The sequence below is a fragment of the Thiosulfatihalobacter marinus genome, from assembly GCF_016019955.1.
Taxonomy (GTDB): domain Bacteria; phylum Pseudomonadota; class Alphaproteobacteria; order Rhodobacterales; family Rhodobacteraceae; genus Shimia; species Shimia marinus_A.
Map to the genome: position 1 here is coordinate 40,352 of NZ_JAECRZ010000006.1, position 25,250 is coordinate 65,601.

Here is a 25,250-nt window from a genome sequence, read left to right on the forward strand (position 1 = left end):
CAGAGCGCATAGAACGACTCGCGCCACCGATTATTGAGGACCGGGCATGGACAAGATCCAGACACTTGGCGAAGTGCTGAGCATGTTGCGCAGGAGGTTTCTCCTGTGGGCCTGCGTCATTGCGCTTGGCGTTCTGGTGTCGCTGGCCTATGCGCTGTCGCTGCCGCGCGAATACGAAACCTCGGCCACGATCCAGATCGAACAACCCTCGATCCGGACCGGCGAAAGCTCGATCGGGTCGATCAATGTGGCCATGTTGCAAAAATTGCAGATCGTCGAACAGCGGGTGATGGCCCGCGACAACCTGCTGACCATCATCCACAAATTCAGCCTGTATCCCGGCCTGACCAACGCCCAGAAAGTGGAACTGCTGCGCCGCTCGTCTCGGGTCAATCACATCACCAACCCCGATTTCCGCTGGCGCCAGGATGTCAGCCCTTCGGCGCTTCTGGTCACGGTCCGCATGAGCGATCCGGTTCTGGCGGCCAATGTCGCCAACGAGCTGGTCAACAACGTTCTTCAGGAAGAAGAGGGGCGGCGCTCGGTCCGGGTGCGTGAAACGCTGGAATTCTTTGATGGAGAAGAGCGCCGGATCGGCGCGGCCATTGCGGACCTGGAACAACAGATCGCCGATTTCAAGCAAGGCAACGACGTGTTGCTGCCCGGCGGGCTGGATGCCCTGCAAACCCGGCTGGCCAGCCTGCAACAGTTGCAGCTGGAGGTCGAACGCCAGATCGTGACCCAGACCGATATCGGCAGCGGCTCGCAGAACTCGGTCCGCGCCCAGCGCGCCCGGCGCCTGGAAGAGGAACGCCGCGTCATCCAGTCCGAGATCGAACGCATCGCCGCCCGGATCCGCGCCCTTCCGGGGCTGGAACAGCAATTGTCGAAACTTGAGCGGCAGTTGGGCAAGCTGGAAGACCAGTACAAGGCGATCACCGTGGGCAAGGCCGAGGCCGAGATGAACCAGATGCTGGAGGCCAATCGCCAGGCCAACAGCTTTGCCGTGCTGGAAAAGGCGCTGCCGCCGGATTGGCCGATTGCCCCCTCGCGCAAGAAGATCCTGGCCATGGGCGGGTTGCTGAGCGGGATTGTCGCGCTGGCGCTGGTGTTTCTGGCCGAACTGCGCAACCCGGTGATCTGGACCCGGTCGCAATTCGAACGGCAGCTGGGAATGCGCGCCGTCGCCGCTATTCCGGTGATCGAAACCCCGCGCGCCCGGCGCCGGCGGTTTGTCAGGGCCGGGCTGAAGCTGGGCGCCTTTTCCGCCACCTTCGCGGCCTTTGCCGGACTCATTCTGAAGTTCGGCAGATAAACGCCACATTTGCGCCGCAATTGCCGAACGCAACGTCCTGTATCCCCGAATCAATTTCGCAATACGAGAAGCTTGCGCGCGCCACTCAACCACGAACCGGAAACAATCCCGAGCAATTTGCAGAAACTATTTCCAAAAACGGTGTTTCAAGACAGGCGAAATGGATCGAAATTGCCGAATATTTCCGCTGCCCAGAAATTGACACAATGAAAACCGATATATTTCAATATATTACGGAGTTTCACGCGAAAACTTGAGTAGATTTTTCGGAAATTGTGTCTAATCTTTGTCCTTGGGTGGGCGCTTCCAGAGAGGAGCACCGAAGGACTAAAGTCACGACTGCTCGTGTGTCAAAGCCGCTGCTGCCAGGGGTTCAATTTGATCCGTCCGAGTTGGTTCAGCCGCGCGCCATTCCAGGCGCGCGTATGGGTCGGTGCGGCCCGCGAAACGTGACCTCTCTTTCGGCCTTTCCTTTGGGGTTTAGGGGATGACGCCAATGGCGATCTATTCGCGTAAAGATTTTGAAGAGGCGATTGCGGTGATCCCCCTTCGCAACGGGTTTTACCGCACGTATGTCAAACGCCTGTTTGATATCCTCTTTGTACTTGCCATCGCCCTGCCGGTCACGCTGATCGTCGTGGTGCTGGCCCTTCTGATTTCCCGCGACGGGGCCTCGCCGTTTTACCGGCAGGAACGTGTCGGGCTGAATGGCCGCAGGTTCCAGATGCTGAAACTGCGGTCGATGGTCCCCGACGCCGACCGCAAGCTGGAGGCCTATCTGCGCGACAACCCGGCGGCCCGCCAGGAATGGGATGACAAGCAAAAGCTGATGAACGATCCCCGCATCACCCGGCTTGGGTGGTTTCTTCGCAAGACTTCGATGGACGAGCTGCCCCAGTTCTGGAACGTGCTGGTGGGCGACATGTCGGTCGTGGGGCCGCGCCCGATGATGACCGAACAGGTCCGGCTTTATCCCGGCACCGCCTATTATTCCATGCGCCCCGGCATTACCGGGTTCTGGCAGATCTCCGACCGCAACGAATGCAGCTTCGAAGAGCGCGCCTTTCACGACGCCAATTATGACCGGGCGCTGTCTTTTGGCACCGACGTTGCGGTCGTGGTGCGCACCCTGGGGGTGGTCGCGCTTGGCACCGGAGTCTGACGCCGCCCGGATGCCATGACCACGCACCGCTGACAGCAGGAACCGCGCGCGCTATACTGGGCGCGCGCGTTTTGGTTCACGAAAGGCCCGCCCCACATGCCCAACGCCTTTGCCAGTCTGATGCTGATGCTCTGGCCGGTCGTGGCGTGGCGCCTGTTCGTGGCCCTGCCACCGGGCCGGGCGCTGATCTGGACGTTTCTGGGGGCCTATCTGCTGTTGCCGCCCCCGCCCGCCGCGTTCGATTTCCCGCTGATGCCGGCGCTGGACAAGGAGACGTTGCCCAACCTGTCGGCCTTTGTGATCGTTGTGGTCGTGCTGGGGCTGAAGCCGCGCATCCTGCCTGAATCGCGCCCGGCCCGCTGGCTGGTTCTGGCGGTAATCCTGTCGCCGATTGCCACGGTGTTCACCAATTCCGAGCCGCTGATCTTTACCGAACGCGTCATTCGCGGCCTGTATCTGCAAGACGCCATCGCCCAGCCGATCAACCAGTTCATCACGCTGATGGGATTTCTGCTGGCGCGCAACTACCTGCGCACCCGCGAGGATCAGCGCGATCTGCTTCTGGCGCTGCTGATTGCCGGGCTGGCCTATTCCGTGCCGATCCTGCTGGAAGTGCGGCTCAGCCCGCAGCTCAACAACTGGATCTACGGCTATTACCAGCACCTGTTCTCGCAATCCATCCGCGGCGGGGGCTATCGGCCTGTGGTGTTCCTGTATCACGGTATCTGGGTTGCCTATTTCGTGCTGGCCTGCCTGTTGGCCACCCTGGCGCTGTGGCGCGGGGATACGCGGCCCTCGCGGATCAGGTTTCTGGTGGCGGCCTGTTACCTGGTGGTGGTGCTGGTGCTGAGCAAGACGCTGGCCATGCTGGTCTATGCCGGGGTGGCCGGGGTGATGATCATGACGCTTTCCACCGCCGCGCAGCTGCGCGTCGCGCTGGTCCTGGCGGCGATTGCCTTTTTCTACCCCGCGCTCAAGACGGCCGGCCTGGTCCCTGCCGATGCCATTCTGGCCCAGGCCGAGGCGATCTCTCCCGAACGGGCATCGTCCCTGGCCTTCCGGTTCGAAAACGAAGACATCCTGGCCGAACGGGCCATGCAAAAGCCGCTGTTCGGCTGGGGCATCTGGGGGCGCAACCACCTGCACGATCCCACCACCGGCCTGATCACCTCGGTATCGGATGGGTATTGGGTGATCGTTCTGGGCGTGTGGGGCTGGGTGGGGTATATCGCCCGGTTCGGGCTGATGGGCCTGCCGATCCTTCTTTTGTGGCGCCATCTGGGCCGGGCGCGCGCGGCGGCGCGCGATCGGTTCCTGCGCGAGGCCCGCTTTACCCTGCGCGGCGGCGCCCATGCCCATGTCGGGGAATCGCGGGTCGCGGTGTCCCCCTATGTCGGGCCGCTGGCGCTGATGCTGGGGGTCAACATGCTGGACCTGTTGCCGAACGCCACTTTGACACCGATAACATGGCTGATCGCCGGGATGCTGCTGGGCCATGCCGAGCTTCTGACGCGGGAAGCCCCGGAAACCCCGGCCAGTCCGGCCCCTGCTCCGGCGGCGGAACCCGAAAAGCGCCGCACCGTATTGTAGCCGCCTTGCCGCGTAACGCACCGACACCCGTGCCAACAGGGCGGCACCGCAGAAGGAGACCATGATGACCCAAACCGCATTGACCGGCTTTTTCGGATGGATGACCGTTATCCACTTTGCCATCCTGATCACCGCGGGTGTGTTCCTGTTGATCTTGCGCAACTGGGCCTCCGGGCTGCACGCCGCCCTGTTCGGGCTGGAACGCGCCGATGTGAACCGCACCTATTTCAACTGGCTCGCCGCTTACAAGCTGCTGATTTTCGTCACCGCCCTTGTCCCATGGCTGGCGCTGAGGCTGATGTGACGCGGTTGCCGGAACTTGCCCCGGCTGCTAGCCATGGTTCAACGCCAATTTCCAAGGACACACCCCATGGACACACAAACCCGGATCGAACTTGAAGCCGCTGCATTCCGCGCGCTGCGCGACCACTTGATGGAAAAACGCACTGATGTGCAGAATATCGACATGATGAACCTGGCCGGGTTCTGCCGCAACTGCCTGTCGCGCTGGTATCAGGAAGCCGCCAACGCGCGTGGCATCGAGATGACCAAGGAAGAGGCGCGCGAAATCTATTACGGAATGCCCTATTCCGTGTGGAAGGATACATACCAGACCGAGGCCAGCGCCCGGCAACAGGCCGATTTCAAGGTCGCCTTTGCCGAAAATGTGGGCGAGGACAAAGGTTAAGACCCCCGCCCCCGCATCGTCATACCGTCGCGGCGATGTCCCGCAAAATCCCGGCAAGGGCGCCGGGCTGGCTGATGAATGGCGAATGCGAACTGTGCAGCGTGTGCACCTGCGTGGCATTGCCCATCGCGCCATCGACCGCTTCGATCATGTGATCCTGCCCGGCAAGCGGGATCGCGCGGTCCTGGGTGCAGCGGATATAGTGGCGCGCCACAGTGCCATACCGGTCGGGCGTGATGGCGCTGGGCACGGCGGCCACCGCCACCGGTTCGTCGCAATGCAGACCGTTGCGCGCGGCGGCAAACTCGGCATCCGACAGATCTCCGTAGAACGCCGCCCTGATGCCGGCGAGGTAGTCCGCATCATCCGATCCCACGTCGATACGCAGGGCGCCCACCTGTTCCGGGTCAGCCTTGAACAGCGGCGGCACCAGCGCCTCGCTCATGATCTCGGACAGGATCATGGCAACGGCCGGCATTCCCGGCGGCAGCATGAAGGCGCACAGATAGACCGCCGCCGCCACCATGCCGGGGGCGGCCTCGGCCACGGGCGACACGGTGACGCCGCCCAGCGAATGGCCCACCAGAATCACCTTGCCATTGCCAAGCCCCGCCGCCGTGTCGACATCTGCCAGCACCGCATCGGTGCGTGCATTCTGTGTCACCCCGGCATTGGGCGATAGTTCGGTGCCAAAGGCGGCCGGGTCCAGCGGGCGCTGAAAGAAACTGGCCGGCATGGCCGCGTTCCGGCCGGCGCCAGGCAGATCCGACGCCACCACCGCGTGGCCCGCCGCCTCGAGTTCCTGTTTCAACCAGTCCCAGCAGGCCCCGCCATGCCAGGCCCCGTGCACCAGCACAAAGGCCGGTTTGTCTGCGCTTCCGGTCATGTGGTCCTCCCGTTATTCCCAGATCGGCATTCTGCGGTTAGTCTAGGGCGCAACACCGCCCCCGAATATTGCACCAGAGCGCAAATCCTTGATCCAGAGCGCAGAAACTCAGCCCCTGATCCGCGACACCACGTCGGTCGCGCCGCACCGGCGGTTCGCGTATTTCTGCGAGGCGATCTGTTCCACCTTCGTGGGCATCCAGCCCGAACGCAGCAATAACCGGCAGTTCGATGCCCGCTTTTCCGCGCATGATCTGGGGGTGGGTCAACTGGCCTCGATCCATGCGCCGGGGCACAGGGCCGCGCGCGACGGCGCCATGCTGCGGCGCACCCCGGATGACTCGGTCTTTCTGAATTTCCTGCCCGATGCCGCCTTTGACTGCCAGATCGGTGACGCCACACACCATGTGCCAGCGGGCACGCCGCGTGTGATCGACAACGCCGCGGCATTCGCGCTGCATTTTGCCCCCAATGACCGCCTGCGCCTTTATTCGCTGCGTCTGCCGCGCGACAGACTGCCGCCCAAGCGCAAGATCGACGCGCTTAACCGGCAGTTGGCCCATGGGCCCGGAGGACAGTTTCTTGCCGCCCAGTTCCGGTTGGCGGCTCTGGCCTGTGACAGCGGCGACAGCGCCGCGATCCGGGCCACCGGTCACGCTCTCGTGGCGCTGCTGGAGGCGCTGGAAACCGGCGCGGACGCCCCGGTGGCGGATGTGGCGTTGATGAAGCTTTGGGCCGCGCAACATCTGTCGGATCCCGCGCTGGGGGCGGTGATGATTGCCGGGCACTTCCGGGTCAGCCCGCGCACCGTGCAGGACAGGTTCCGTCGCGATGGCACCAGTGTGGGGCGCTGGGTACAGGATCGCCGATTGCGCGCCGCATGGGATGCGCTGCGCGATCCCGCGCAGCGATTCCGCCCGGTGGCCCGGATCGCGCTGGAGTGTGGTTTTGCCAGCGTGGCGCATTTCAACCGGGCCTTTCGGGCGCGGTTCGACATGGCGCCGTCGCAGGCCAGGCACCTGTTCTGATCCACTTCGATTTCGGGCCGGACATATGTCGCCAACCTGACCCGTGCTGATGGCGGTGCGTTTCTTGCGCTGGCTGAACAGGCCGGCGTGGTGACGCTGACCGTGCCTTGTCCGCCGGGGCGCGCCGGCATGGCGCTGGACGATCTGCGGGCGGGGCGGGCGCAGGGGGCGGCGGTGCTGGTGCCGTGATACGCACTTGCGCACAGGTTCTGTTCGAATGGGCGTCTTTTGTGCGTGAAATTATGGGGTATATCTGGGCCATCGACGCGAGAGGACCAACATGGGCGACATTCTTCCAACCTATTTCATTTCGCATGGCGGCGGGCCGTGGCCGTGGATTCCCGACATGGCGCGCGAGCTGGAGCCGCTGGCCCGATCGCTGGCCCGGATGCCGCAGGAGATCGGCACCCGCCCGCGCGCGGTGCTGATGATCTCGGGCCATTGGGAGGGCGAGGAATATGCGGTGATGTCGTCACCCAATCCGCCCATGGTGTATGACTATTACAATTTCCCGCCCCATACGTACGAGATCACCTATCCGGCGCCCGGCGCGCCCGCGCTGGCAGAAGAGATTGCCGCGCGGATTGCCGGGGCGGGATTGCCCACGGCGATGGCTCCCGATCAGGGCTATGATCACGGCACATTCGTGCCCATGGCGCTGATGTATCCCGAGGCGGACATGCCGCTTTTGCAGGTATCGATGCGGTCGCATTATGACCCGGCCGAGCATTTTGCGCTGGGCCGCGCGCTGGCGCCGCTGCGCGAACAGGGGGTTCTGATTGTCGGTTCGGGATTGAGCTATCACAATCTGCGCCTGTTCGGCCCCGGTGCCAAAGAGCCGTCGGACGTGTTTGATGCCTGGTTGGGCGAAACCCTGACGCTGGCGCCCGAGGCGCGGCACGCGGCGCTGATGGCCTGGGAGACCGCGCCACACGCGCGCACCTGCCATGCGCAGGAAGATCACCTTGTGCCGTTATTTGCCGCGCTGGGCGCGGCGGCGCAGGCGCCGGCGACGCGGGTCTATCATCAGACCGGCATTCGCGGCGGTGTCACCGCGTCAAGCTGGCGTTTCGGGTAAGGGGGGCCAGCCCCCCGCCGCCTTTGGCGACTCCCCCCGGAGTATTTTTGGCAAAATGAAGAGCCGGATCAGGCGCGGCGGGAGTCGAGCCGGGTAATGCCCAGCGTGTCGAGCACCCTGGCTTCGATATGTTCGGCATTCATGGCGGCCACGTCATACATGGCGCGCGGGCTGGCCTGATCGATGAAGGTATCGGGCAGCACCATGGAGCGGAATCTGAGGCCGGTGTCGAACACGGCGTTTTCGGCCAGAAGCTGGGCGACATGGCTGCCAAAACCGCCGATGGCGCCTTCCTCGATGGTGATCAGCGCCTCGTGATCGCCGGCGAGGGTCAGGATCAGGTCTTCGTCCAGCGGCTTGGCAAAGCGGGCGTCCACGATGGTGGGGGTGATCCCCCTGGCGCCCAGCGCCTCGGCCGCCTTGCGCACCTCTTCGAGCCGGGTGCCCAGAGAGAGAAGCGCCACGCGCTTGCCCTGTTGGATCAGGCGGCCCTTGCCGATTTCCAGCACCGTGCCACGTTCAGGCAGATCCACGCCCACACCCTCGCCGCGCGGATAACGGAAGGCGATGGGGCCGGTGTCATGTGCGGCGGCGGTGGCGATCATGTGTTTGAGTTCGGCCTCGTCGGCGGCGGCCATCACCACCATGCCGGGCAGATTGGCCAGATAGGCAATATCGAAACTGCCCGCGTGGGTGGCGCCATCCGCCCCCACCAGCCCGGCGCGGTCAATCGCGAACCGCACCGGCAGGCGCTGGATCGCGACATCATGCACCACCTGATCATAGCCGCGTTGCAGAAAGGTGGAATACATGGCGCAGAACGGTTTCATCCCGCCAGCCGCCAGCGCGGCGGCAAATGTCACGCCATGCTGTTCGGCAATCGCCACATCGAAACAGCGGCTGGGAAAGCGTTCGGCAAACAGGTTCAGCCCGGTCCCGTCCGGCATCGCCGCCGTGACCGCGCAGATGCGATCGTCGCGCGCCGCCTCTTCCACCAGCGTCTGGCCGAAGACCGAAGTATAGGAGGGCGCGTTTGACGGCGCCTTGTGCTGTTTGCCGGTCAGCACGTCGAATTTCGCGGTGGCATGGCCCCGGTCGCGCGCCTGTTCGGCGGGGCCATAGCCCTTGCCTTTCCTGGTGATGACATGCAGCAGCACCGGCCCCGTCGCGCGCTGGCGCAGGGTGCGCAGTACCGGCAAAAGCTGGCTCATGTCATGGCCGTCGATCGGGCCGACATAGGAAAAACCCAGTTCTTCGAACAGGGTGCCGCCCACCGCCATGCCCTTGAGCATCTCCTTGGCCCGCTTGGCACCCTCGCGGAAGGGTTCGGGCAAGAGCGACACCGCCCCCTTGGCGGCGGCGCGGAATTCCTGGAACGGCTCGCCGGCATATAGCCGGGACAGGTAGGATGACATCGCGCCCACCGGCGGAGCGATCGACATGTCGTTGTCGTTCAGGATCACGAACAGGCGTTTGTCCAGATGCCCGGCATTGTTCATCGCCTCATAGGCCATTCCGGCCGAGATCGAGCCATCCCCGATCACGGCAATCGCATCGCCCAGCCCGCCCGCGCATTGCCCGCCCAGGTCGCGCGCCACGGCAAAGCCCAGCGCGGCAGAGATCGACGTGGAACTATGCGCGGCACCAAACGGATCATAGACGCTTTCAGAGCGTTTGGTGAATCCGCTCAGGCCGCCTTCCTGGCGCAGCGTTCTGATGCGTTCGCGCCGCCCGGTCAGGATCTTGTGCGGATAGCACTGGTGGCCCACGTCCCAGATCAGTTTGTCGCGCGGCGTGTCGAAAATCGCATGCAGCGCCACGGTCAGTTCCACAACGCCCAAACCCGCGCCCAGGTGGCCGCCGGTCTCGGAAACCGCCGAGACGGTTTCCTGACGCAGCTCCTGCGCCACCTGCACCAGTTCGCCGTCGGAAAACTGTTTCAGGTCTGCCGGGATCGTCACCCGGTCAAGCAATGGGGTATCGGGTCTGGCTGACATGGGCCGCGCCTTTTCGCTTAGCTGTCCCGCGAGATAACGAAACGGGCGGCTTCCCGCAAGGGATCGGCGGCCACACCATAGGGAGACAGGGCGTCACAGGCATCCTCGACAAGCGCCACAGCGCGGGATTTCGCGCCCTCCAGCCCCAGATGCGATACAAACGTGGCCTTGCCCGCTTCGGCATCCTTGCCCACCGCCTTGCCCAGCTTGGCCGCGTCGCCCTCGATGTCCAGAATGTCATCGGCGATCTGAAAGGCCAGCCCCAGATCGTCGGCATAACGTTGCAGCGGCGCGGTATCGGCGCGCGCCATCACCGCCCCGGCCGTGGCCGACCATGCGATCAGGGCGCCGGTCTTGCCCGCTTGCAGCCGGGTGATTTCATCCAGGGTCAGCGGATCGGGCGCGGTTTCGGCGGCAATGTCCAACGCCTGACCCAGCACCATACCCTGCGCCCCGGCGGCCCGTGCCAGACGCAACGCCAGATCGGCGCGCACGGCGGGGTCCGGGTGACAGGAGGGATGGGTGACGCATTCGAACCCCAGCGTGTGCAGCGCATCCCCGGCCAGAACGGCGGTGCAATCATCCCATTTCACATGCACCGTGGGCAACCCCCGGCGCAGCGCGTCGTCATCCATGCAGGGCAGATCGTCATGCACCAGCGAATATGCGTGGATCGCCTCGATCGCCGTCGCCGGCCAGATCGCCTGCCCGGGCGCGACATCGTGCAGCCGGGCGCTCTCCAGCACCAGAAAGGCGCGCAGCCGCTTGCCCCCGGCGCTGGCATAACGCATCGCTTGCACCACGGGCAGATCGCCCAGCGGCGCCATCACCGCGCCTAGATGGGTCTCGACCGCGCGGGCGGCGTTTTGCAGATGGGTCTGGAACACGAAAACCGCCCTTGTCTGGTATGTGCCGGGCCTACAGCCCCTCCACCGGTTTCAGCCCGGTCGGATTGCCATCGCTGTCCAGCTGGATCGCCGCCACTTTTTCCTCGGCTTCCTTGAGCTTGTCCTCGCAGCGTTTCTTGAGCGCCGCGCCACGTTCGTACAGCTTGATGGAATCCTCCAGCGCCACGTCGCCGCGCTCCAACTGGCCCACCACCTGTTCCAGTTCGCCCATCGCCGCCTCGAAACTCATCTCGCTGACAGGGGTGTCATTCATCCGGCTCTCTCCATCAATGTCCCGACATGCGCGGCAACCGAGTCCGCCAGCGCGTTCAGATCATATCCGCCTTCCAAAGTCGAGACCACGCGCCCCCCGCAATGCGCCTCTGCCAGGTCACAGATATGCCGGGTCAGCCAGGCGAAATCCTCGGTGGTCCAGTTCAGCTGGGCCAGCGGATCGGCCCGGTGGGCATCGAACCCGGCGGAAACGATGATCAGCTCGGGCGCAAAGCGCGCCACCGCCGGGAACACTTCGGCCTCGTAGACCCCGCGCATGACGCGCCCGTCGGAATGCGGCGCCAGCGGGAAGTTCTGCACATTGTTGTGCCCGCCGGTTTCATGCGCCGCCCCCGAACCCGGCCATAACGGGCTTTGGTGAGAGGAAAGGAACAGCGCGCGCGGCTCGTCCCATAACAGGGCCTGCGTGCCATTGCCGTGATGCACGTCGAAATCGATCACCGCCACCCGGCTCAGCCCGCGCCGCTCCATCGCGTGGCGCGCGGCAATGGCGGCATTGCCAAACAGACAGAACCCCATCGGCACGTCCTGCTCCGCGTGATGCCCCGGCGGGCGGCAGGCGACAAAGGCGTTGTCCACCGCATCGTCCAGCACCGCGTCCACCGCCGCGATACAACCCCCAACCGCGCGCCGCGCCGCCTGGACAGATCCCGCAGACATCCACGTATCGCCATCCAGCGGCACCGCGCCGCGGCCGGGTTCGGCGGCAATGATCGCGTCGATATGGCGTTGCGGGTGACACAACAACAGATCGGCATCGTCGGCCAGCGGCGGCGCGCGCCGCTCCAGCGCGGCGAATCCGGGCGCGTCCAGCGCGGTGGCGATGCGATCCAGCCGGGCCACCTGTTCCGGATGACCGGACGGGGTGACATGCGCAAGGCAATCGGAATGCGAAAACAAGGCCGTTGTCATCGTCCCTCTTTCATTGTTCCAAAAATACTCAAACCCAACACCCGCCACACGCACCGCAGCCCGGGTTCAGTCGGGGGCCAGCATATAACCCGCGCCGCGCACTGTCTGTAAGTATCTGGGCTGCTTTGGGTCTTGCTCGATCTTGCGCCGCAGCCGGGTGATCTGCACATCCACGGCGCGCTCCTGCGCCTGCCCCTTGTCGCGCCCCAGTTCCTCGACCAGCCGCGCGCGCGTAATCGGCTCGCCCGGACTTGCCGAGAAGATCCGCATCAACTGTGCCTCGGTCGCGGTCAGCCGCACCGGATCCTTACCCTGCCACATCTCGCCCCGGTCGATGTCATACCGGATCGCGCCCAGATGCAGCACCCTGGGCACGCTGTCGCTGTCGTCCGGGGCAGGCATCCGGCGCAGAATCGCGTTGATCCGCAACAGCAATTCCTTGGGCTCGAACGGTTTGGCCAGGTAGTCATCCGCCCCCGCTTCCAGCCCGGCAATACGATCCCCGGTTTCGCCCCGAGCCGTCAGCAAAAGGACAGGCGTGACCGAGGTTTCGCGAATCGCGCGGGTCAGGCTCATGCCGTCCTCGCCCGGCATCATCACGTCCAGCACGATCAGATCGAAATCCAGCCCCGCCAGGATGCGCCGCGCATGCGCCGCATCGCGCGCCGCCGTCACCAGAAACCCGTTACGCATCAGGAATGTGCGCAAAAGGCCGCGGATGCGCTCGTCATCATCCACGATCAGCAGATGCGGGGCCACGTCGCTCATTGGTCTTCCCCTATTGCCCGGTCTCGCGCAACGACAGGTATTGCCGCCGCAACTCGCGATCCATCATCGCCTCCAGCACCCGGCGAAACCCGGCCACCGCCTCTGGCCCGGCCTCGCGGAACGCATCGCGCATCCGCGCGCGCTGCGCGTCCGACAGCCGGTTTTCCAGCGCCTCGCCCGCCTCGGTCAGGTACAGGTTACGCTCGCGCCGGTCCGTCGGACCGACCCGGCTTTCCACCAGCCCGTCCTCGATCAGCGTGCGCAGCACACGGTTCAGCGATTGCTTGGTCACGCCCAGGATTGCCAGCAGGTTCGTCACCGTCGTGCCCGGCGCGCGGTTGATGAAATGGACCGCCCGGTGATGCGCCCGACCATAAGCCATGGTGCCCAGGATCCGGTCGGGATCGGCGGTGAACCCGCGATAGGCAAAATACATCGCCTCGATTCCCTGGCGCAGCTGCTCATCCGTCAGATACAGCAGGCTCTCGCTGCTGGTGACCTCTCCCATATCGCCTCCGGGTATCACTTTTTGCCTGTTATTTGCTCATAATACGTCAGCTTTGTTGACACTCCAAGCGCGAACTGTTAGCGAATCACAGATTTTACGCAATATTATGTCCGTATCGGTCATTTGTTGCGCAACAAATGGAAAATGACGCAAGGAAAGGAAGCGACCATGGCGGGCGCAGCATATGATGATCGTGACGGCGTGATCTGGGTGGATGGCGAACTGGTCCCATGGCGGGATGCCAAGGTGCATATCCTGACACATGCCATGCACTATGCCTCTTCCGTGTTCGAGGGAGAGCGCGCCTATAACGGCAAGATCTTCAAAAGCCGCGAACATTCAGAGCGGCTGATCGCCAGCGCCAGGGCGCTGGACATGCCGATGTCCTACAGCGTGGACGATATCGAAGCCGCCAAGCAGGAAGCCCTCACCGCGTCAGGCTTGCAGGACGCCTATGTGCGCGCGGTGGTCTGGCGCGGTTCGGGCGAAGACATGGGCGTCGCATCGGCGAGGAACCCGGTGCATATGGCTGTCGCCGTGTGGGGCTGGGGCGCCTATTACGGCGATGCCAAGATGCAGGGCGCCAGGCTCGACATCGCGGAATTCAAACGCCCCTCGCCCGAAACCATCCCGGTCCATGCCAAGGCGGCGGGGCTTTACATGATCTGCACCATCTCCAAGCACAAGGCCGAGGCCAAGGGCTGTTCGGACGCGCTGTTCATGGATTATCGCGGCTATGTGGCCGAGGCGACCGGCGCCAATATCTTCTTCGTCAAGGACGGCGAAGTGCACACCCCCCTGCCCGATTGCTTCCTGAACGGCCTGACCCGCCAGACCGTGATCGGAATGCTCAAACAGCGCGGCGTCACGGTGCACGAACGCCACATCCTGCCCGAGGAAATGGCCGGGTTCGAACAATGCTGGCTGACCGGCACCGCCGCCGAAGTGACCCCGGTGGGCCAGATCGGCGACTATATGTTCGAGGTGGGCGCCCTGACGCGCGAGATCGCCGAGGCGTATGAGAAACTCGTACGCAGCTGATGTCCGGCTTGCGCGCCGCCATTGAACAGGCCGGTGTCAGGGACAGCGCCACGCTGTCCTTTCACCACCACCTGCGCAATGGCGACGACGCGATGCGGCAGGTGCTGGCCGCCTGCTCTGACATGGGGCTGCGCGATCTGCATATCGCGCCCTCCTCGCTGTTCCCGGTGCATGGCGCGCTGATCCCGTTTCTGGAAAACGGCACCGTCACGCGCATCACCACCTCCTATATGACCGGCCCGCTGGCGGACGCGGTCAAGGCGGGCGTTCTGGCCCATCCCGTGCGCCTGCAAAGCCATGGCAGGCGGGCGGCGGCCATCGCCTCGGGGCAATTGCCGATCGACGCCGCCTTTGTCGCCGCCCCCGCCGTGGACGCAGCGGGCAATCTCTCGGGCGCCACCGGCCCGTCCGCCTGCGGCCCGCTGGGCTATGCCATGGTGGATGCCGCCCACGCGGCACAGGTGGTCGCGCTGACCGATCACCGCTGCAAGACCGTGCCGCGCATCTGCATCCCGGCAGAACGGGTGGATCAGATCGTGGCGGTGGATCACATCGGCGACGCAGGTCAGATCGCCTCGGGCACAACCGGGCGCGCGCCTTCCGAAAACGGCCGCATCATCGCCGATCTGACCGCCCGCCTGATCGCCTGCTCAGGCCATCTGCGCAACGGTTTCTCGTTTCAGACAGGCGCCGGGGCGACATCGCTGGCCGTGGCCCGCGCACTGGCGCCGCATATGGCAGCCCGCGGCGTAACCGGCGAATTCGCCGCCGGGGGCATCACCGGCGCACTGGTCGACATGCTGCACGCCGGACTGTTCCGCCGCTTGTGGGACGTACAGGCGTTCGATCTGGCCGCCGTGCGCTCCTATGCCCGCGACGCCGCCCACCTTCCGATGTCCGCCGAGCGATACGCCAGCCCGGAGCGCCCCGACACCATCGCACGCCAACTGGACGTGATGATCCTGGGCGCCGCCGAAGTGGACTGCGATTTCAACGTCAACGTCACCTGCGCCAGCGACGGGCGCATCATTGGCGGCTCGGGTGGTCATTCCGACACGGCGACAGGAGCAAAACTGGCGATCGTCACCACCACTCTGCGCGCCGGCGGCCATGCCAAGCTGGTCGACCGCCTCACATGCCTGACAACTCCCGGAGCCGCCATCGCGGCGGTCGTGACCGAGGCCGGCATCGCCATCCACCCGTCCCGCAGCACCCTTGCGACCGCCGCTAAACGCGCCGGACTGCCCCTGAAATCGCTCCAGGACCTGCGCCAACTGGCCGGCCCCCCTTCGCAACCGGGACGAGGACAGGGCCGCATCATTGCTGAATGCGAAGCGCCCACCGGAGACATCATCGACACCATCCGCACGGCGTGATCCACCCCGGACATAAGGGGGCCAGCCCCCTCTTGAGCCTGAAGGCTCAATTCACCCCCGGGATATTTTTGGCCAAAAGAAGACACGGGATCGGCCTTTTTCTTTTGGCTCCAAATATCCCGGGGGAATCGCCGTTAGGCGATGGGGGCAGCGCCCCCGCCCGGCTCTATCCCTGGGGTGTCATTGTCTTGCGGGCATTGCGCTTGAGGCCCAACTGACGTTCGCGCCAGATGATCAGCACTCCGGCCAGAATGATCACCGAGGATCCGGCCAGCATCATACCCGTGGGCACCTCGTCAAACCAGACATAGCCGATCACAATGGCAAACAGCATCGCCGCATAATCGAACGGCGCCACAACCGATGCCGGCGCGAACCGATAGCTGGATGTCAGGAGTATCTGCGCCACCCCGCCCAGCAGACCGGCGCCAACCAGCAGCCACAACTCGCGTCCCGTTGGGATCACCCAGCCAAATGGCAGCGTCAACAGCGCCAGCCCGGTCGCCGTGATCGAGAAATAGAACACGATCGCCGAGGTTTCCTCGCTCTGCACCAGCTTGCGGATATGAATCTGTGCCAGGGCCCGGAACACCGCCGAACCCAACACCAATAGGATACCCAGCATCGCCGCATCATCCGGTGCGCCACCGACAATCGTCAGGCGCGGCCACAAAACGATCATCACGCCCAGAAGCCCGATGAACACCGCCGTCAGTCGAAAGGCGCGCACGCTTTCGCCCAGGAACATCGCTGCGAACACCACCGTCAACAGCGGCGCGGTAAAGCCGATCGCCGTCACTTCGGGCAGGGGCAGATAGCCCAGCGATGCAAAACCCAACCCCATCGCCGTAGTGCCGATCAGCCCGCGCCAGAAATGCCCGATCGGGCTTTTCACCTTCAGCCCGGTCGAGAGATCCCCGCGCCGCCACAGCCATATCAGGATCACCGGCAGCGCCAGCGCCGAACGAAAGAACACTGCCTGTCCGGTCGGCACATGTCCCGCCGTCGCCTTGATGAACGCCGCCATCACCGAAAACAGCGCCACGGCCAACACCATCAAAAGGATACCGCGCACCGGGTTCATCCTGGACCTTTCCGATTGAGACAGACAATCCCTACCAGCCCGCGTGCGTGACGGAAACCACCCTTGATCTTTGGGCCCGGCAGGGGGACACATTGGCACGAACCACCACGGGAACCGCCATGTCCGACCAGAACCACCTGATCACCCGCCTGCGCGCCGCCTCGTCCGGGCGCGAGGACGACATCTTTGCCCATACACCCGACGGTACAACCATGAGCTATGGCGCGCTGTTTGCCGGGGCCAAGACCATGGCCGCCGCGCTGACGGAACACGGCCTCCGGCCGGGAGACAGAGTGGCCGTGCAGGTAGAAAAAACGCTCCAGGCGATTCAGCTTTATCTTGGCACGGTCATGGCCGGCGGCGTCTTCCTGCCGCTGAACACAGCCTACACCACCTCCGAACTTGGGTATTTCCTGGCCGATGCCACACCGCGCGTGGTCGTCTGCGATCCGGCCCGCCGCGACGCCACCGCCGCGATTGCCGGCACCGCAACCGTCCTCACGCTGGATGCCAACGGCGCGGGCAGCCTGGCCATTGCCGCCGCCCGGCACACCAGTTTTACCCCTGTACCGCGCACGGCCGACGATCTTGCCGCGATCCTCTACACCTCCGGCACCACGGGCCGCTCCAAAGGCGCGATGCTCAGCCATGCCAACCTGGCCTCGAATTCCGAAACCCTGCGGGACCACTGGCGTTTCACCGCCGATGACGTGCTGATCCACGCCTTGCCGATATTCCACACCCACGGGCTTTTCGTGGCCACCAATGTCGCCCTTCTGGCAGGCGCATCCATCGTCTTTCTGCCGAAATTCGACGCCGATGCCATCCTGAACGCCATGCCCCGCGCCACCGCATTGATGGGGGTGCCCACCTTTTACACCCGCCTGCTGGACGATCCGCGCCTGAATCGCGCCCGCGCCGCCAACATGCGCCTCTTCATCTCCGGCTCCGCGCCGCTCCTGGTGGACACGCACGAGAAATGGCAGGCCCGCACCGGCCACCGCATCCTGGAACGCTATGGCATGACCGAAACCAACATGAGCACGTCCAACCCCTATGACGGCGAGCGCCGCGCCGGCACCGTCGGCTTTCCCCTGCCCGGGGTCGAGGCGCGCATCCGCCTGAAAGGCACCGAGGTCGCCCCCGGCGAGATCGGCGTGCTCGAAGTGCGCGGCCCCAACGTGTTCCAGGGCTATTGGCAGATGCCCGAAAAAACCGCCGAAGAGCTCCTGCCGGATGGCTGGTTCATCACCGGTGATCTGGCCCGCAGGGACAAGGACGGCTACGTCATCATCGTCGGGCGCGACAAGGACCTGATCATCACCGGGGGGTTCAACGTCTACCCCAAAGAGGTCGAAAGCCTGATCGATGATCTGCCCGGCGTTCTGGAAAGCGCGGTGATCGGCGTGCCTCACCCGGATTTCGGCGAGGCCGTGGTGGCCGTTGTCGTGCCCTCGGGCGCCCCCCTGAACGCCACCGACATCATCGCGCCACTGGCCGGCAGGCTGGCAAGGTTCAAACACCCCAAACAGGTGATCTTCCTGCCCGAACTGCCGCGCAACACCATGGGCAAGGTCCAGAAAAAGACGCTGCGCGAAACCTGCGCAACCCTGTTCACCTGATCCCGTTCTTCATTTTGCCGGAAATACTCCGGGGGGGGGCGCTCGCAGAGCGGCGGGGGGCTGGCCCCCCTTGCCCCACCCGGCCACCCGGTGGAACACTGCGGGCAGAAGGAGACCGCCATGTCGAACGCCCCGGTTTACGAAATTGACCTGCCCGCCTTTCGCGCCGATCCCTACCCCGATCTCAAACGGATGCGCGCACAGGCACCGATTGCCCATGTCCCCCAGCTTGGCGCCACGCTGATCACCCGGCGCAACGATATCTTCACCCATGAAAAGAACATCGCGGTGTTTTCCTCGGATCAGCCCGCCGGGCTGATGACCGTGCTGATGGGCCAGAACCTGATGCGCAAGGACGGCGCGGCGCATATGGCCGAACGCCGCGCGATCTTTCCCACCGTGTCGCCCAAAACCGTGCGCGATGTCTGGAAGGCACAGTTCCAATCCGCCATGGCCGCCATACTCGACCGCGTCGCGCCGCAACGCCACGCCGATCTGGTGGCCGATATCGCCCGCCCGGCCTCGGGCGAGGCGCTCAGGGCTCTGACCGGGCTGACCAATATGACCTGGGCCGAAATGGACCGGGTCAGCCAGGGCATGATCGACGGCTGCGCCAATTACACCGGCGATCCGGCGGTCACGGCCCGCTGCCACGATTGCACCGCCTCGATCGATGCCCACATCACCGCGCGCCTGCCGGAACTGGCCGCCACCCCCGATCTTTCGCTGCTGTCGGTGATGATGCAGGCCGGGCTGCCCGAACCCGCGATCCGCGCCAATGTGAAGCTGGCGATCTCGGGCGGACAGAACGAACCGCGCGACGCCATTGCCGGGGCGGCCTGGGCGCTGCTCACCCACCCCGACCAGCTGGCGCTGGTCCAGGGCGGCACCGCCACGTGGTCCCGGGTATTCGAGGAATACGCCCGCTGGATATCCCCCATCGGCATGTCGCCCCGCCGCGTCGCCCGGCGCTACGAAACCGGCGGCATCACGTTTCAGCCCGAAGATCGCGTGTTCCTGATGTTCGGCTCGGGCAACCGCGACGAAACGGTGTTTGCCCGCCCCGACGCATTCGACATCACCCAGGATTGCGGCCCCGCCATCAGCTTTGGCGCCGGACCGCATTTCTGCGCCGGGGCCTGGGCCGCGCGCTGCCTGATCGCCGAGGTGGCGCTGCCCATGCTGTTTGACCGCCTTCCCGGATTGCGCCTTGCCGGCGACGCGCCGTTCGAGGGCTGGGCCTTTCGTGGCCCGCTGCGGGTGCCGGTCGCCTGGTAGCCGGGCCACCCTGGTGCCGGGCCTGTCCCAGGCCGCGGTTCACGCGCCCCACGCCCCCGGCAGCGCAACGCCAATCTCCGCCGCCAGCGCCTCGGCAAAGCGGCGCATCACCGCCACGCGCTCTTGCGCCAGCCGCCGCCCCGTCGCCGTCAGCATCCCCTCCGGCAATCGCAAAAGCTTGACCGGCCAGTGATCCATCGCATACCGCCCATCGTCCCAGCCCCGCGCCCCGGCCCAGGGATCCCCCGGATCATACAGCGCCCGCCCCAACGCGCCCGACACCGCGAAACACCGCGCGATCCCCACCGCGCCCAGCGCATCCAGCCTGTCGGCATCCCGCAATACCCGCGCCTCGATGGTTTCGGGCGCAATTCCCGCCGAAAAGCTGTGCGCGGCGATTGCGTGACACACCGCGTCACAATCCCCGCCCAGCCCAAGATCGCGCAGAATCGGCACCGCGGCCTCCGCCGCCAGAACCGAGCCCCGCGCCCGCTGGGGATGATCCTTGGGCAGGTTCACCAGATCATGCAGATAGACCGCCGCCAGCAACACGGTACGGTTCACACCCGCCTCGCCCCCGGCAATGGCACAGGCATTGGCCCAGACCCGATCCAGATGCGCCAGATCATGCGTCGTGTCCAACACCATGCGCGCGGCCACGACGCGCCGCAGCCGGTCACGCAGATCGCCCGGCTCAGCCAATCCGGCCCCTGTTCCCGCCAACCTGTCCGCGATGCAACAGCAGATGGTCCAGCACCACACAGGCCATCATCGCCTCGCCCACCGGCACCGCACGGATGCCGACACAGGGATCGTGCCGCCCCTTGGTGATCACCTCGATCGGCGTGCCATCCTTGCGGATCGACTTGCGCGGGCTCAGGATCGAGCTGGTCGGCTTGACCGCGAACCGCACCACCAGATCCTGACCCGTCGATATTCCGCCCAGTATACCGCCCGCATGGTTCGAACTGTATTCCGGACCGGTCTCGCCCATGTAAATCTCGTCGGCGTTCTGCGTGCCGCGCAACCGCGCCGCCGCCATGCCTTCACCGATCTCCACCCCCTTGACGGCATTGATCGACATCATCGCCGCCGCCAGATCCGTGTCCAGCTTGCCATAGACCGGCGCGCCCAGCCCGGCGGGCACACCGCGCGCCACCACCTCGACAACCGCGCCCACGCTGTCATGCGCCTTGCGCAGATCCTGCAAATACTCTTCCCACTGGCGCGCCACCTCCGGCCCTTGCGGAATCCAGAAATCGTTCCGCTCAATGGCATCCCGGTCAAACCGGCTGCGGTCGATCTCCAGATCGCCCATCGCCACCATATAGCCCTGGATCTCGACCCCGGGCACCAGCGCCCGGATCGCCTCGCGCGCCACTCCGCCCGCCGCCACCCGCGCCGCCGTTTCCCGCGCCGAAGACCGCCCGCCACCGCGATAATCGCGAATGCCGTATTTCTGCCAATAGGTGATGTCGGCATGACCGGGACGGAAGGTTTCGGAAATATCCCCGTAGTCCTTGCTGCGCTGATCGGTGTTCTCGATCATCAACTGGATCGGCGTGCCGGTCGATTGCCCCTCGAACACGCCCGACAGGATCTTTACCGCGTCCGGCTCGTTGCGCTGGGTGGTGTTCCTGTTCTGGCCCGGGCGGCGCCTGTCCAGCCAGACCTGCAACATCTCCGCATCCAGCGGCACCCCCGGCGGACAGCCATCCACGGTGGCGCCCAGCGCCGGTCCGTGGCTTTCGCCCCAGGTGGTGACACGGAATAGATGTCCAAAACTGTTCATCGACATATCGGGCGCTCTCCTGACAGGTTGCGCCCCAATTAGCCGCCCTGCGCTTCCTCGTCCAGCATCGCCTTCAGCGCGGTACGATAATCGGGGTATTTCAGAACCACCCCCAGCTCATGCTTGATCCGGTCGTTGCGCACCCGCTTGCTGTCGCTGTAGAAACTGCGCGCCATCGGCGTCATGTCCGCCGCTTCAAACGGCACTTCGGGCGGCGGCTCCATACCCAGCAACCCGGCCGCATAAGCCAGAATATCCTGCGGCGGCGCGGGCGTGTCGTCACATACGTTATACACCCGCCCCGGATCGGGCCGCGCCATCGACGCGTCCAGCACCTGCGCAATATCGTCCACATGGGCGCGCGAAAACACCTGGTTCTTCTTGATGATCCGCCGCGCGGTGCCATTGCGCAGCTTGGCAAACGGCCCGCGCCCCGGCCCGTAAATTCCCGCCAGCCGGAAAACATGCAGCGGCAGCCCCGGCACATCGCGCCATTCCGCCTCGGCAGCCACCCGCATCTGCCCGCGCCGGCCACCCGGATGCAACGGCGTGTCCTCGTCCACCCAGCCGCCATCCATATCGCCATAAACACCCGTGGTGGACAGATAACCCACCCATGTCAGCCCCGGCGCCGCCCTCTTCAGCGCATCGCGCCCGGCGCGCAACACCGGATCACCTTCCGCATCCGGCCGGATCGAGGTCAACACGTGGCTCACCCCCTCCAGCGCGGCTTCAAAATCAATCGGCCATTGCAACGCGCGCACGCCTTCGGCCTCGACATCCGGGATCTGGGCGGCGTCGCGCACCGTGCCGATCACACGCCAGCCTTGCGGCACCAGCCGCCGGGCCAGCGCCCGCGCACTGTAACCATGCCCAAGGGATAACAGGGTCTTGCTCATGCCCGCACCCTGCCCCCGGCGCTGGCGGGAAACAAGCCCATCCGCCCCGATTTTGTCACTACACAAGGCAACCGCGACCAACTGTCCGAAAATTTCGCCCGCTCCCCCCGCGCCATCACCGGGCCCAAAACCACCCGGCCCGCCAGCGGCCCCGTCACCGCCACCCTTTCATTGTTCCGAAAATACTCACTTCCCACAGCCCGGCCCGGATGCCCCGCTCCCGCCTATCGCCCCTTCCAGACCGGATCGCGCTTCTCGGCAAAGGCGCGCGCACCCTCCATCTGATCCTCACTGCCATACAACACGTCAACCGAGCGCAACTGCCGCCCGGTGATCCGGTTCATCGCATCCTGAAACTTCGAATCCTCGGCATCCCGCACGATCTCCTTGATCGCCGCATAAACCAGCGGCGGCCCGCTCGCCAGCAATGCCGCCAGCTCCCGGGCCCGCGCCATCAACCGGTCCGCCGGAACGATCTCGTTCACCAGCCCCCAGCGATGCGCCTCCCCGGCGTCAAACCAGCGCCCGGTCAACAGCAATTCCATCGCAATGTGATAGGGAATGCGCTTGGGCAGCTTCACACTCGCCGCATCCGCCACCGTGCCGGAGCGGATTTCCGGCAGGGCAAAACTGGCATGTTCGGCGGCCAGCACGATATCGCCCGATATAGCCAGCTCCAGCCCGCCACCACAGGCAATCCCGTTCACCGCCGAGATCACCGGCTTGTTCATATCGCGCAACTCCTGCAAGCCGCCAAAGCCGCCAACACCATAATCGCCATCCACCGCGTCGCCATCGGCCGCCGCCTTCAGGTCCCAGCCCGGGCAAAAGAACTTGCCCCCGCCGCCGGTCAGGATCGCCACCCGCAATTCGGGATCGTCACGAAACCCACGGAACACTTCGCCCATCACCCGGCTGGTTTGCAGGTCGATGGCATTGGCCCCGGGCCGGTCCAGCACCACTTCCAGAATGGCCCCGTCGCGCCGCGTCTTCACAGGTCCGTCACTCATGGCTCTCCCTTTCGTATCAACGCATCCACCGCAACCGCCCGTGACGGCGTGCAGATCAGCGGGTTGATTTCAACCTCGTCCAGCGTGTCCGCATTGGCAAGCACATAGGCCTGCACCGCCGCCACCGCGTCCAACAGCGCGCCCATATCCACGCCGGGCCCGCCGCGATACCCCGCCAACAGGGGCGCGATACGCAATCCCTCCAACGCCGCGCGCACAGCCCCGCGCGAGGCCGGCACCAACACCGACACGCTGTCCCGCATCAGCTCGGTCAGAACCCCGCCCGCCGCGATCGTCAGAACAAACCCATGCGCCGGATCACGCACGACGCCCACAAGCAGCTCGGCCACCCCGTCGCGCACCATTTCCTCGATCAGGAACCGCGCGCCGGGCATGTCCCGCGCCGCCTGCGCCAACGCATCATGCGCCAGCCCCAGCCTGACCGCCCCGGCCTCGCTCTTGTGCGCCAGTCCCACCCCCTTGAGCACCAGCGGCACGCTCAGCCCCGCCGCCGCCGCCTCCAGCCCCGCGGGATCTTCCACAACCGCGCGCCGGGGCACATCAAGCCCATAGGCCACCAGCGCCTGCTTCGCCGCACTCTCGTCCAGAACCGAATCCCCGCCCGCCCCCGGCAACACCAGCGGCCCGTCCTGCGGCGCCGCCACCCGCGCCGCCGCCGCCGCGGCCTGCACCGCCGCGCGCAACCCGAACATCGGCACCACCCCGCCCTCGATCAGCCTGTCGGCCACATCCATCGGCATCAACTCCGGCAGGCTCGCCACCACGGCCACCGGCCGCCCTGTTTGCGCGCGCACACCCAGCGCCGCCTGCGTGGCGCAATCCCAGTCCTGCCGGTCTGCATGCGGGTAATCGACAATCGAAAATGTCAGCGCGATGTCGTGCCGCGTCATCGCCCCCCAGGCCGCCGCCATCGCAGCGGCATCGCGCCAGATATAGGTGTGGTAATCCAGCGGATTGGCCAGCGCCACCATCGGGCCCAGCACATCGCCCAACACCCGCCGCTGCGCCTCGCTCAGAGGCGGAAACTCCAGCCCGCTGCCCAAAGCCGTATCCGCCATCAGGCTGGCTTCGCCCCCCGAACAACTGATCGAAGCCACCCGGTTGCTCTCCAGCGGCCCAACCATGTGCAACAGCTTCAGCGCCTCAAGGAACACATCCAGATCGTCCACCTGCGCAAAGCCCAGTCGCGCGATCAGCGCCCGCGCGCCCGTATCGCTCCCCGCCAGCGAGGCCGTATGCGATATCGTCGCCGCCCGCGCCTGCTCGGACGCCCCGACCTTGAGCACCACGACCGGCACACCCCGCGCATGGGCCGCGCGCGCCAGCGCCTCCCAGTTACGCAGATCACGGAACCCCTCCACATGCACGCCAATGGCCGTGACCCGGCCATCCGCCAGCAATGACAGCGCGATCTCCGCCTGGCTCAACTGCGCCATGTTCCCGCAGGTCGCCACATAGGCCACCGGCAAACCGCGCCGCTGGTTGGTCAGATTGATCGCGATGTTGGAACTTTGCGTCAGGATCGCCACACCGCGCGCCACCCGGGTGCACCCATGCTGATCGGGCCAGATCGCCACCCCGTCCAGCGCGTTGATCAACCCGTAACAATTCGGCCCCAATACCGGCATGTCCTGCGCCGCCGCCACCAGCCGGGCCTGCAAATCCGCCGCACCGCCATCTTCGGCCAGCGCTTCGGAAAACCCCGACGCAAAACAGACCGCCCCCCCGGCCCCCATGGCCGCCAACACCCGGACCGCGGCAACGCTGCCATGCCGGTTGATCCCCACAAATGCGGCATCCGGGGCGCCGGGCAAATCCTCCAGCCGCGCAAAGGCACGCCGCCCGGCCACCGCGTTTGCCCTGGGGTGCACCGGCCAGATCTCGCCGTCAAAACCCAGCCGCTGCAATTGGCGCACAACCGCTCCGCACCACGCGCCGCCCCCGATCACCGCCACGCTCGAAGGATGCAGCAAGCGATCAAGGTCACGTGGCATAGTCAGCGCCCGTTATTGATT

24 protein-coding genes are annotated in these 25,250 nt (G+C 65.4%); 11 read left to right on the forward strand and 13 right to left on the reverse strand.

Going from position 1 to position 25,250, the window contains the following annotated elements:
* The first annotated feature begins 46 nt into the window (after positions 1-46).
* From I3253_RS10560 to I3253_RS10580, 5 genes are all read left to right on the forward strand, one after another.
* Complete coding sequence (locus I3253_RS10560; protein WP_197917631.1) at positions 47-1,315, forward strand: GumC family protein; 1,269 nt, start codon at positions 47-49, stop codon at positions 1,313-1,315.
* 496 nt (positions 1,316-1,811) lie between these two features.
* A complete protein-coding gene (locus I3253_RS10565; protein ID WP_197917632.1) occupies positions 1,812-2,477 on the forward strand; it encodes a sugar transferase in 666 nt (221 codons plus the stop codon).
* A gap of 96 nt (positions 2,478-2,573) precedes the next feature.
* On the forward strand, positions 2,574-4,067 hold the full coding sequence (locus I3253_RS10570) for a hypothetical protein (RefSeq protein WP_197917633.1): 1,494 nt from the start codon (positions 2,574-2,576) through the stop codon (positions 4,065-4,067).
* A gap of 64 nt (positions 4,068-4,131) precedes the next feature.
* Positions 4,132-4,371 carry a DUF6868 family protein gene (locus tag I3253_RS10575; RefSeq protein WP_197917634.1) on the forward strand — a complete coding sequence of 80 codons (240 nt, stop codon included), beginning with the start codon at positions 4,132-4,134 and terminating at the stop codon, positions 4,369-4,371.
* A gap of 66 nt (positions 4,372-4,437) precedes the next feature.
* Positions 4,438-4,755, forward strand: a complete 318-nt coding sequence (locus I3253_RS10580; protein WP_197917635.1) for a DUF1244 domain-containing protein — start codon at positions 4,438-4,440, stop codon at positions 4,753-4,755.
* 19 nt (positions 4,756-4,774) lie between these two features.
* Here I3253_RS10580 and I3253_RS10585 read toward each other — a convergent pair whose 3' ends face one another.
* Entirely contained in the window at positions 4,775-5,641 is an 867-nt protein-coding gene (locus I3253_RS10585; RefSeq protein ID WP_197917636.1) for an alpha/beta fold hydrolase, read from the reverse strand.
* Between the two features lie 88 nt (positions 5,642-5,729).
* Between I3253_RS10585 and I3253_RS10590 the strand changes: the two genes are divergently transcribed.
* A complete protein-coding gene (locus tag I3253_RS10590) occupies positions 5,730-6,668 on the forward strand; it encodes an AraC family transcriptional regulator (RefSeq protein ID WP_197917637.1) in 939 nt (312 codons plus the stop codon).
* Positions 6,669-6,948: 280 nt separating this feature from the next.
* Complete coding sequence (locus I3253_RS10595) at positions 6,949-7,746, forward strand: DODA-type extradiol aromatic ring-opening family dioxygenase (RefSeq protein ID WP_197917638.1); 798 nt, start codon at positions 6,949-6,951, stop codon at positions 7,744-7,746.
* A gap of 68 nt (positions 7,747-7,814) precedes the next feature.
* On the opposite strand, the gene dxs is transcribed toward I3253_RS10595, so the two are convergent.
* The 6 genes from dxs to I3253_RS10625 form a co-directional block, all read right to left on the reverse strand.
* Entirely contained in the window at positions 7,815-9,743 is a 1,929-nt protein-coding gene (gene dxs, locus I3253_RS10600; protein ID WP_197917639.1) for a 1-deoxy-D-xylulose-5-phosphate synthase, read from the reverse strand.
* A 17-nt stretch (positions 9,744-9,760) separates the two neighbouring features.
* Positions 9,761-10,630, reverse strand: a complete 870-nt coding sequence (locus I3253_RS10605) for a polyprenyl synthetase family protein (protein WP_332255680.1) — start codon at positions 10,628-10,630, stop codon at positions 9,761-9,763.
* A 31-nt stretch (positions 10,631-10,661) separates the two neighbouring features.
* Positions 10,662-10,904: an exodeoxyribonuclease VII small subunit gene (locus I3253_RS10610; RefSeq protein WP_197917640.1), complete on the reverse strand. Its 243-nt coding sequence runs from the start codon at positions 10,902-10,904 to the stop codon at positions 10,662-10,664.
* A complete protein-coding gene (locus I3253_RS10615; protein WP_197917641.1) occupies positions 10,901-11,836 on the reverse strand; it encodes a histone deacetylase family protein in 936 nt (311 codons plus the stop codon). The genes I3253_RS10610 and I3253_RS10615 overlap by 4 nt, the downstream gene beginning before the upstream one ends.
* 66 nt (positions 11,837-11,902) lie before the next feature.
* On the reverse strand, positions 11,903-12,604 hold the full coding sequence (locus tag I3253_RS10620; protein WP_197917642.1) for a response regulator: 702 nt from the start codon (positions 12,602-12,604) through the stop codon (positions 11,903-11,905).
* Between the two features lie 10 nt (positions 12,605-12,614).
* Complete coding sequence (locus I3253_RS10625) at positions 12,615-13,112, reverse strand: MarR family winged helix-turn-helix transcriptional regulator (protein ID WP_197917643.1); 498 nt, start codon at positions 13,110-13,112, stop codon at positions 12,615-12,617.
* Between the two features lie 168 nt (positions 13,113-13,280).
* Here I3253_RS10625 and I3253_RS10630 point away from each other — a divergent pair, with 168 nt between their 5' ends.
* The gene (locus I3253_RS10630) at positions 13,281-14,153 is read left to right on the forward strand and encodes a branched-chain amino acid aminotransferase (protein ID WP_197917644.1); all 873 of its coding nucleotides are present in this window, start codon (positions 13,281-13,283) and stop codon (positions 14,151-14,153) included.
* Positions 14,153-15,529: a citrate lyase subunit alpha gene (locus tag I3253_RS10635; protein ID WP_197917645.1), complete on the forward strand. Its 1,377-nt coding sequence runs from the start codon at positions 14,153-14,155 to the stop codon at positions 15,527-15,529. The genes I3253_RS10630 and I3253_RS10635 overlap by 1 nt, the downstream gene beginning before the upstream one ends.
* A gap of 166 nt (positions 15,530-15,695) precedes the next feature.
* On the opposite strand, the gene I3253_RS10640 is transcribed toward I3253_RS10635, so the two are convergent.
* Positions 15,696-16,613: a DMT family transporter gene (locus tag I3253_RS10640; protein ID WP_197917646.1), complete on the reverse strand. Its 918-nt coding sequence runs from the start codon at positions 16,611-16,613 to the stop codon at positions 15,696-15,698.
* Between the two features lie 119 nt (positions 16,614-16,732).
* Between I3253_RS10640 and I3253_RS10645 the strand changes: the two genes are divergently transcribed.
* Positions 16,733-18,235: a malonate--CoA ligase gene (locus I3253_RS10645; RefSeq protein WP_197917834.1), complete on the forward strand. Its 1,503-nt coding sequence runs from the start codon at positions 16,733-16,735 to the stop codon at positions 18,233-18,235.
* A 120-nt stretch (positions 18,236-18,355) separates the two neighbouring features.
* A complete protein-coding gene (locus I3253_RS10650; RefSeq protein ID WP_197917647.1) occupies positions 18,356-19,513 on the forward strand; it encodes a cytochrome P450 in 1,158 nt (385 codons plus the stop codon).
* 39 nt (positions 19,514-19,552) lie between these two features.
* On the opposite strand, the gene I3253_RS10655 is transcribed toward I3253_RS10650, so the two are convergent.
* The 5 genes from I3253_RS10655 to I3253_RS10675 form a co-directional block, all read right to left on the reverse strand.
* Complete coding sequence (locus I3253_RS10655) at positions 19,553-20,215, reverse strand: HD domain-containing protein (RefSeq protein WP_232236972.1); 663 nt, start codon at positions 20,213-20,215, stop codon at positions 19,553-19,555.
* On the reverse strand, positions 20,208-21,311 hold the full coding sequence (aroC, locus tag I3253_RS10660; protein ID WP_197917648.1) for a chorismate synthase: 1,104 nt from the start codon (positions 21,309-21,311) through the stop codon (positions 20,208-20,210). Before aroC ends, I3253_RS10655 begins: the two co-directional genes overlap by 8 nt.
* Before the next feature lie 32 nt (positions 21,312-21,343).
* Positions 21,344-22,204, reverse strand: coding sequence for an SDR family oxidoreductase (locus I3253_RS10665; protein ID WP_197917649.1), 861 nt, complete (start codon positions 22,202-22,204; stop codon positions 21,344-21,346).
* Positions 22,205-22,428: 224 nt separating this feature from the next.
* Positions 22,429-23,214: a carnitinyl-CoA dehydratase gene (locus I3253_RS10670; RefSeq protein WP_197917650.1), complete on the reverse strand. Its 786-nt coding sequence runs from the start codon at positions 23,212-23,214 to the stop codon at positions 22,429-22,431.
* Positions 23,211-25,229 carry an acetate--CoA ligase family protein gene (locus tag I3253_RS10675; RefSeq protein WP_197917651.1) on the reverse strand — a complete coding sequence of 673 codons (2,019 nt, stop codon included), beginning with the start codon at positions 25,227-25,229 and terminating at the stop codon, positions 23,211-23,213. Before I3253_RS10675 ends, I3253_RS10670 begins: the two co-directional genes overlap by 4 nt.
* Positions 25,230-25,250: the final 21 nt, after the last annotated feature.

Excerpts from the sequence above, each read along its gene's own strand:
- I3253_RS10560 (WP_197917631.1), top strand. The coding sequence starts at position 47 with ATGGACAAGATCCAGACACTTGGCGAAGTGCTGAGCATGTTGCGCAGG.
- I3253_RS10565 (WP_197917632.1), top strand. The coding sequence starts at position 1,812 with ATGGCGATCTATTCGCGTAAAGATTTTGAAGAGGCGATTGCGGTGATC.
- I3253_RS10570 (WP_197917633.1), top strand. The coding sequence starts at position 2,574 with ATGCCCAACGCCTTTGCCAGTCTGATGCTGATGCTCTGGCCGGTCGTG.
- I3253_RS10575 (WP_197917634.1), top strand. The coding sequence starts at position 4,132 with ATGACCCAAACCGCATTGACCGGCTTTTTCGGATGGATGACCGTTATC.
- I3253_RS10580 (WP_197917635.1), top strand. The coding sequence starts at position 4,438 with ATGGACACACAAACCCGGATCGAACTTGAAGCCGCTGCATTCCGCGCG.
- I3253_RS10585 (WP_197917636.1), bottom strand. The coding sequence starts at position 5,641 with ATGACCGGAAGCGCAGACAAACCGGCCTTTGTGCTGGTGCACGGGGCC.
- I3253_RS10595 (WP_197917638.1), top strand. The coding sequence starts at position 6,949 with ATGGGCGACATTCTTCCAACCTATTTCATTTCGCATGGCGGCGGGCCG.
- dxs (WP_197917639.1), bottom strand. The coding sequence starts at position 9,743 with ATGTCAGCCAGACCCGATACCCCATTGCTTGACCGGGTGACGATCCCG.
- I3253_RS10610 (WP_197917640.1), bottom strand. The coding sequence starts at position 10,904 with ATGAATGACACCCCTGTCAGCGAGATGAGTTTCGAGGCGGCGATGGGC.
- I3253_RS10615 (WP_197917641.1), bottom strand. The coding sequence starts at position 11,836 with ATGACAACGGCCTTGTTTTCGCATTCCGATTGCCTTGCGCATGTCACC.
- I3253_RS10620 (WP_197917642.1), bottom strand. The coding sequence starts at position 12,604 with ATGAGCGACGTGGCCCCGCATCTGCTGATCGTGGATGATGACGAGCGC.
- I3253_RS10625 (WP_197917643.1), bottom strand. The coding sequence starts at position 13,112 with ATGGGAGAGGTCACCAGCAGCGAGAGCCTGCTGTATCTGACGGATGAG.
- I3253_RS10630 (WP_197917644.1), top strand. The coding sequence starts at position 13,281 with ATGGCGGGCGCAGCATATGATGATCGTGACGGCGTGATCTGGGTGGAT.
- I3253_RS10635 (WP_197917645.1), top strand. The coding sequence starts at position 14,153 with ATGTCCGGCTTGCGCGCCGCCATTGAACAGGCCGGTGTCAGGGACAGC.
- I3253_RS10640 (WP_197917646.1), bottom strand. The coding sequence starts at position 16,613 with ATGAACCCGGTGCGCGGTATCCTTTTGATGGTGTTGGCCGTGGCGCTG.
- I3253_RS10645 (WP_197917834.1), top strand. The coding sequence starts at position 16,733 with ATGTCCGACCAGAACCACCTGATCACCCGCCTGCGCGCCGCCTCGTCC.
- I3253_RS10650 (WP_197917647.1), top strand. The coding sequence starts at position 18,356 with ATGTCGAACGCCCCGGTTTACGAAATTGACCTGCCCGCCTTTCGCGCC.
- aroC (WP_197917648.1), bottom strand. The coding sequence starts at position 21,311 with ATGTCGATGAACAGTTTTGGACATCTATTCCGTGTCACCACCTGGGGC.
- I3253_RS10665 (WP_197917649.1), bottom strand. The coding sequence starts at position 22,204 with ATGAGCAAGACCCTGTTATCCCTTGGGCATGGTTACAGTGCGCGGGCG.
- I3253_RS10670 (WP_197917650.1), bottom strand. The coding sequence starts at position 23,214 with ATGAGTGACGGACCTGTGAAGACGCGGCGCGACGGGGCCATTCTGGAA.
- I3253_RS10675 (WP_197917651.1), bottom strand. The coding sequence starts at position 25,229 with ATGCCACGTGACCTTGATCGCTTGCTGCATCCTTCGAGCGTGGCGGTG.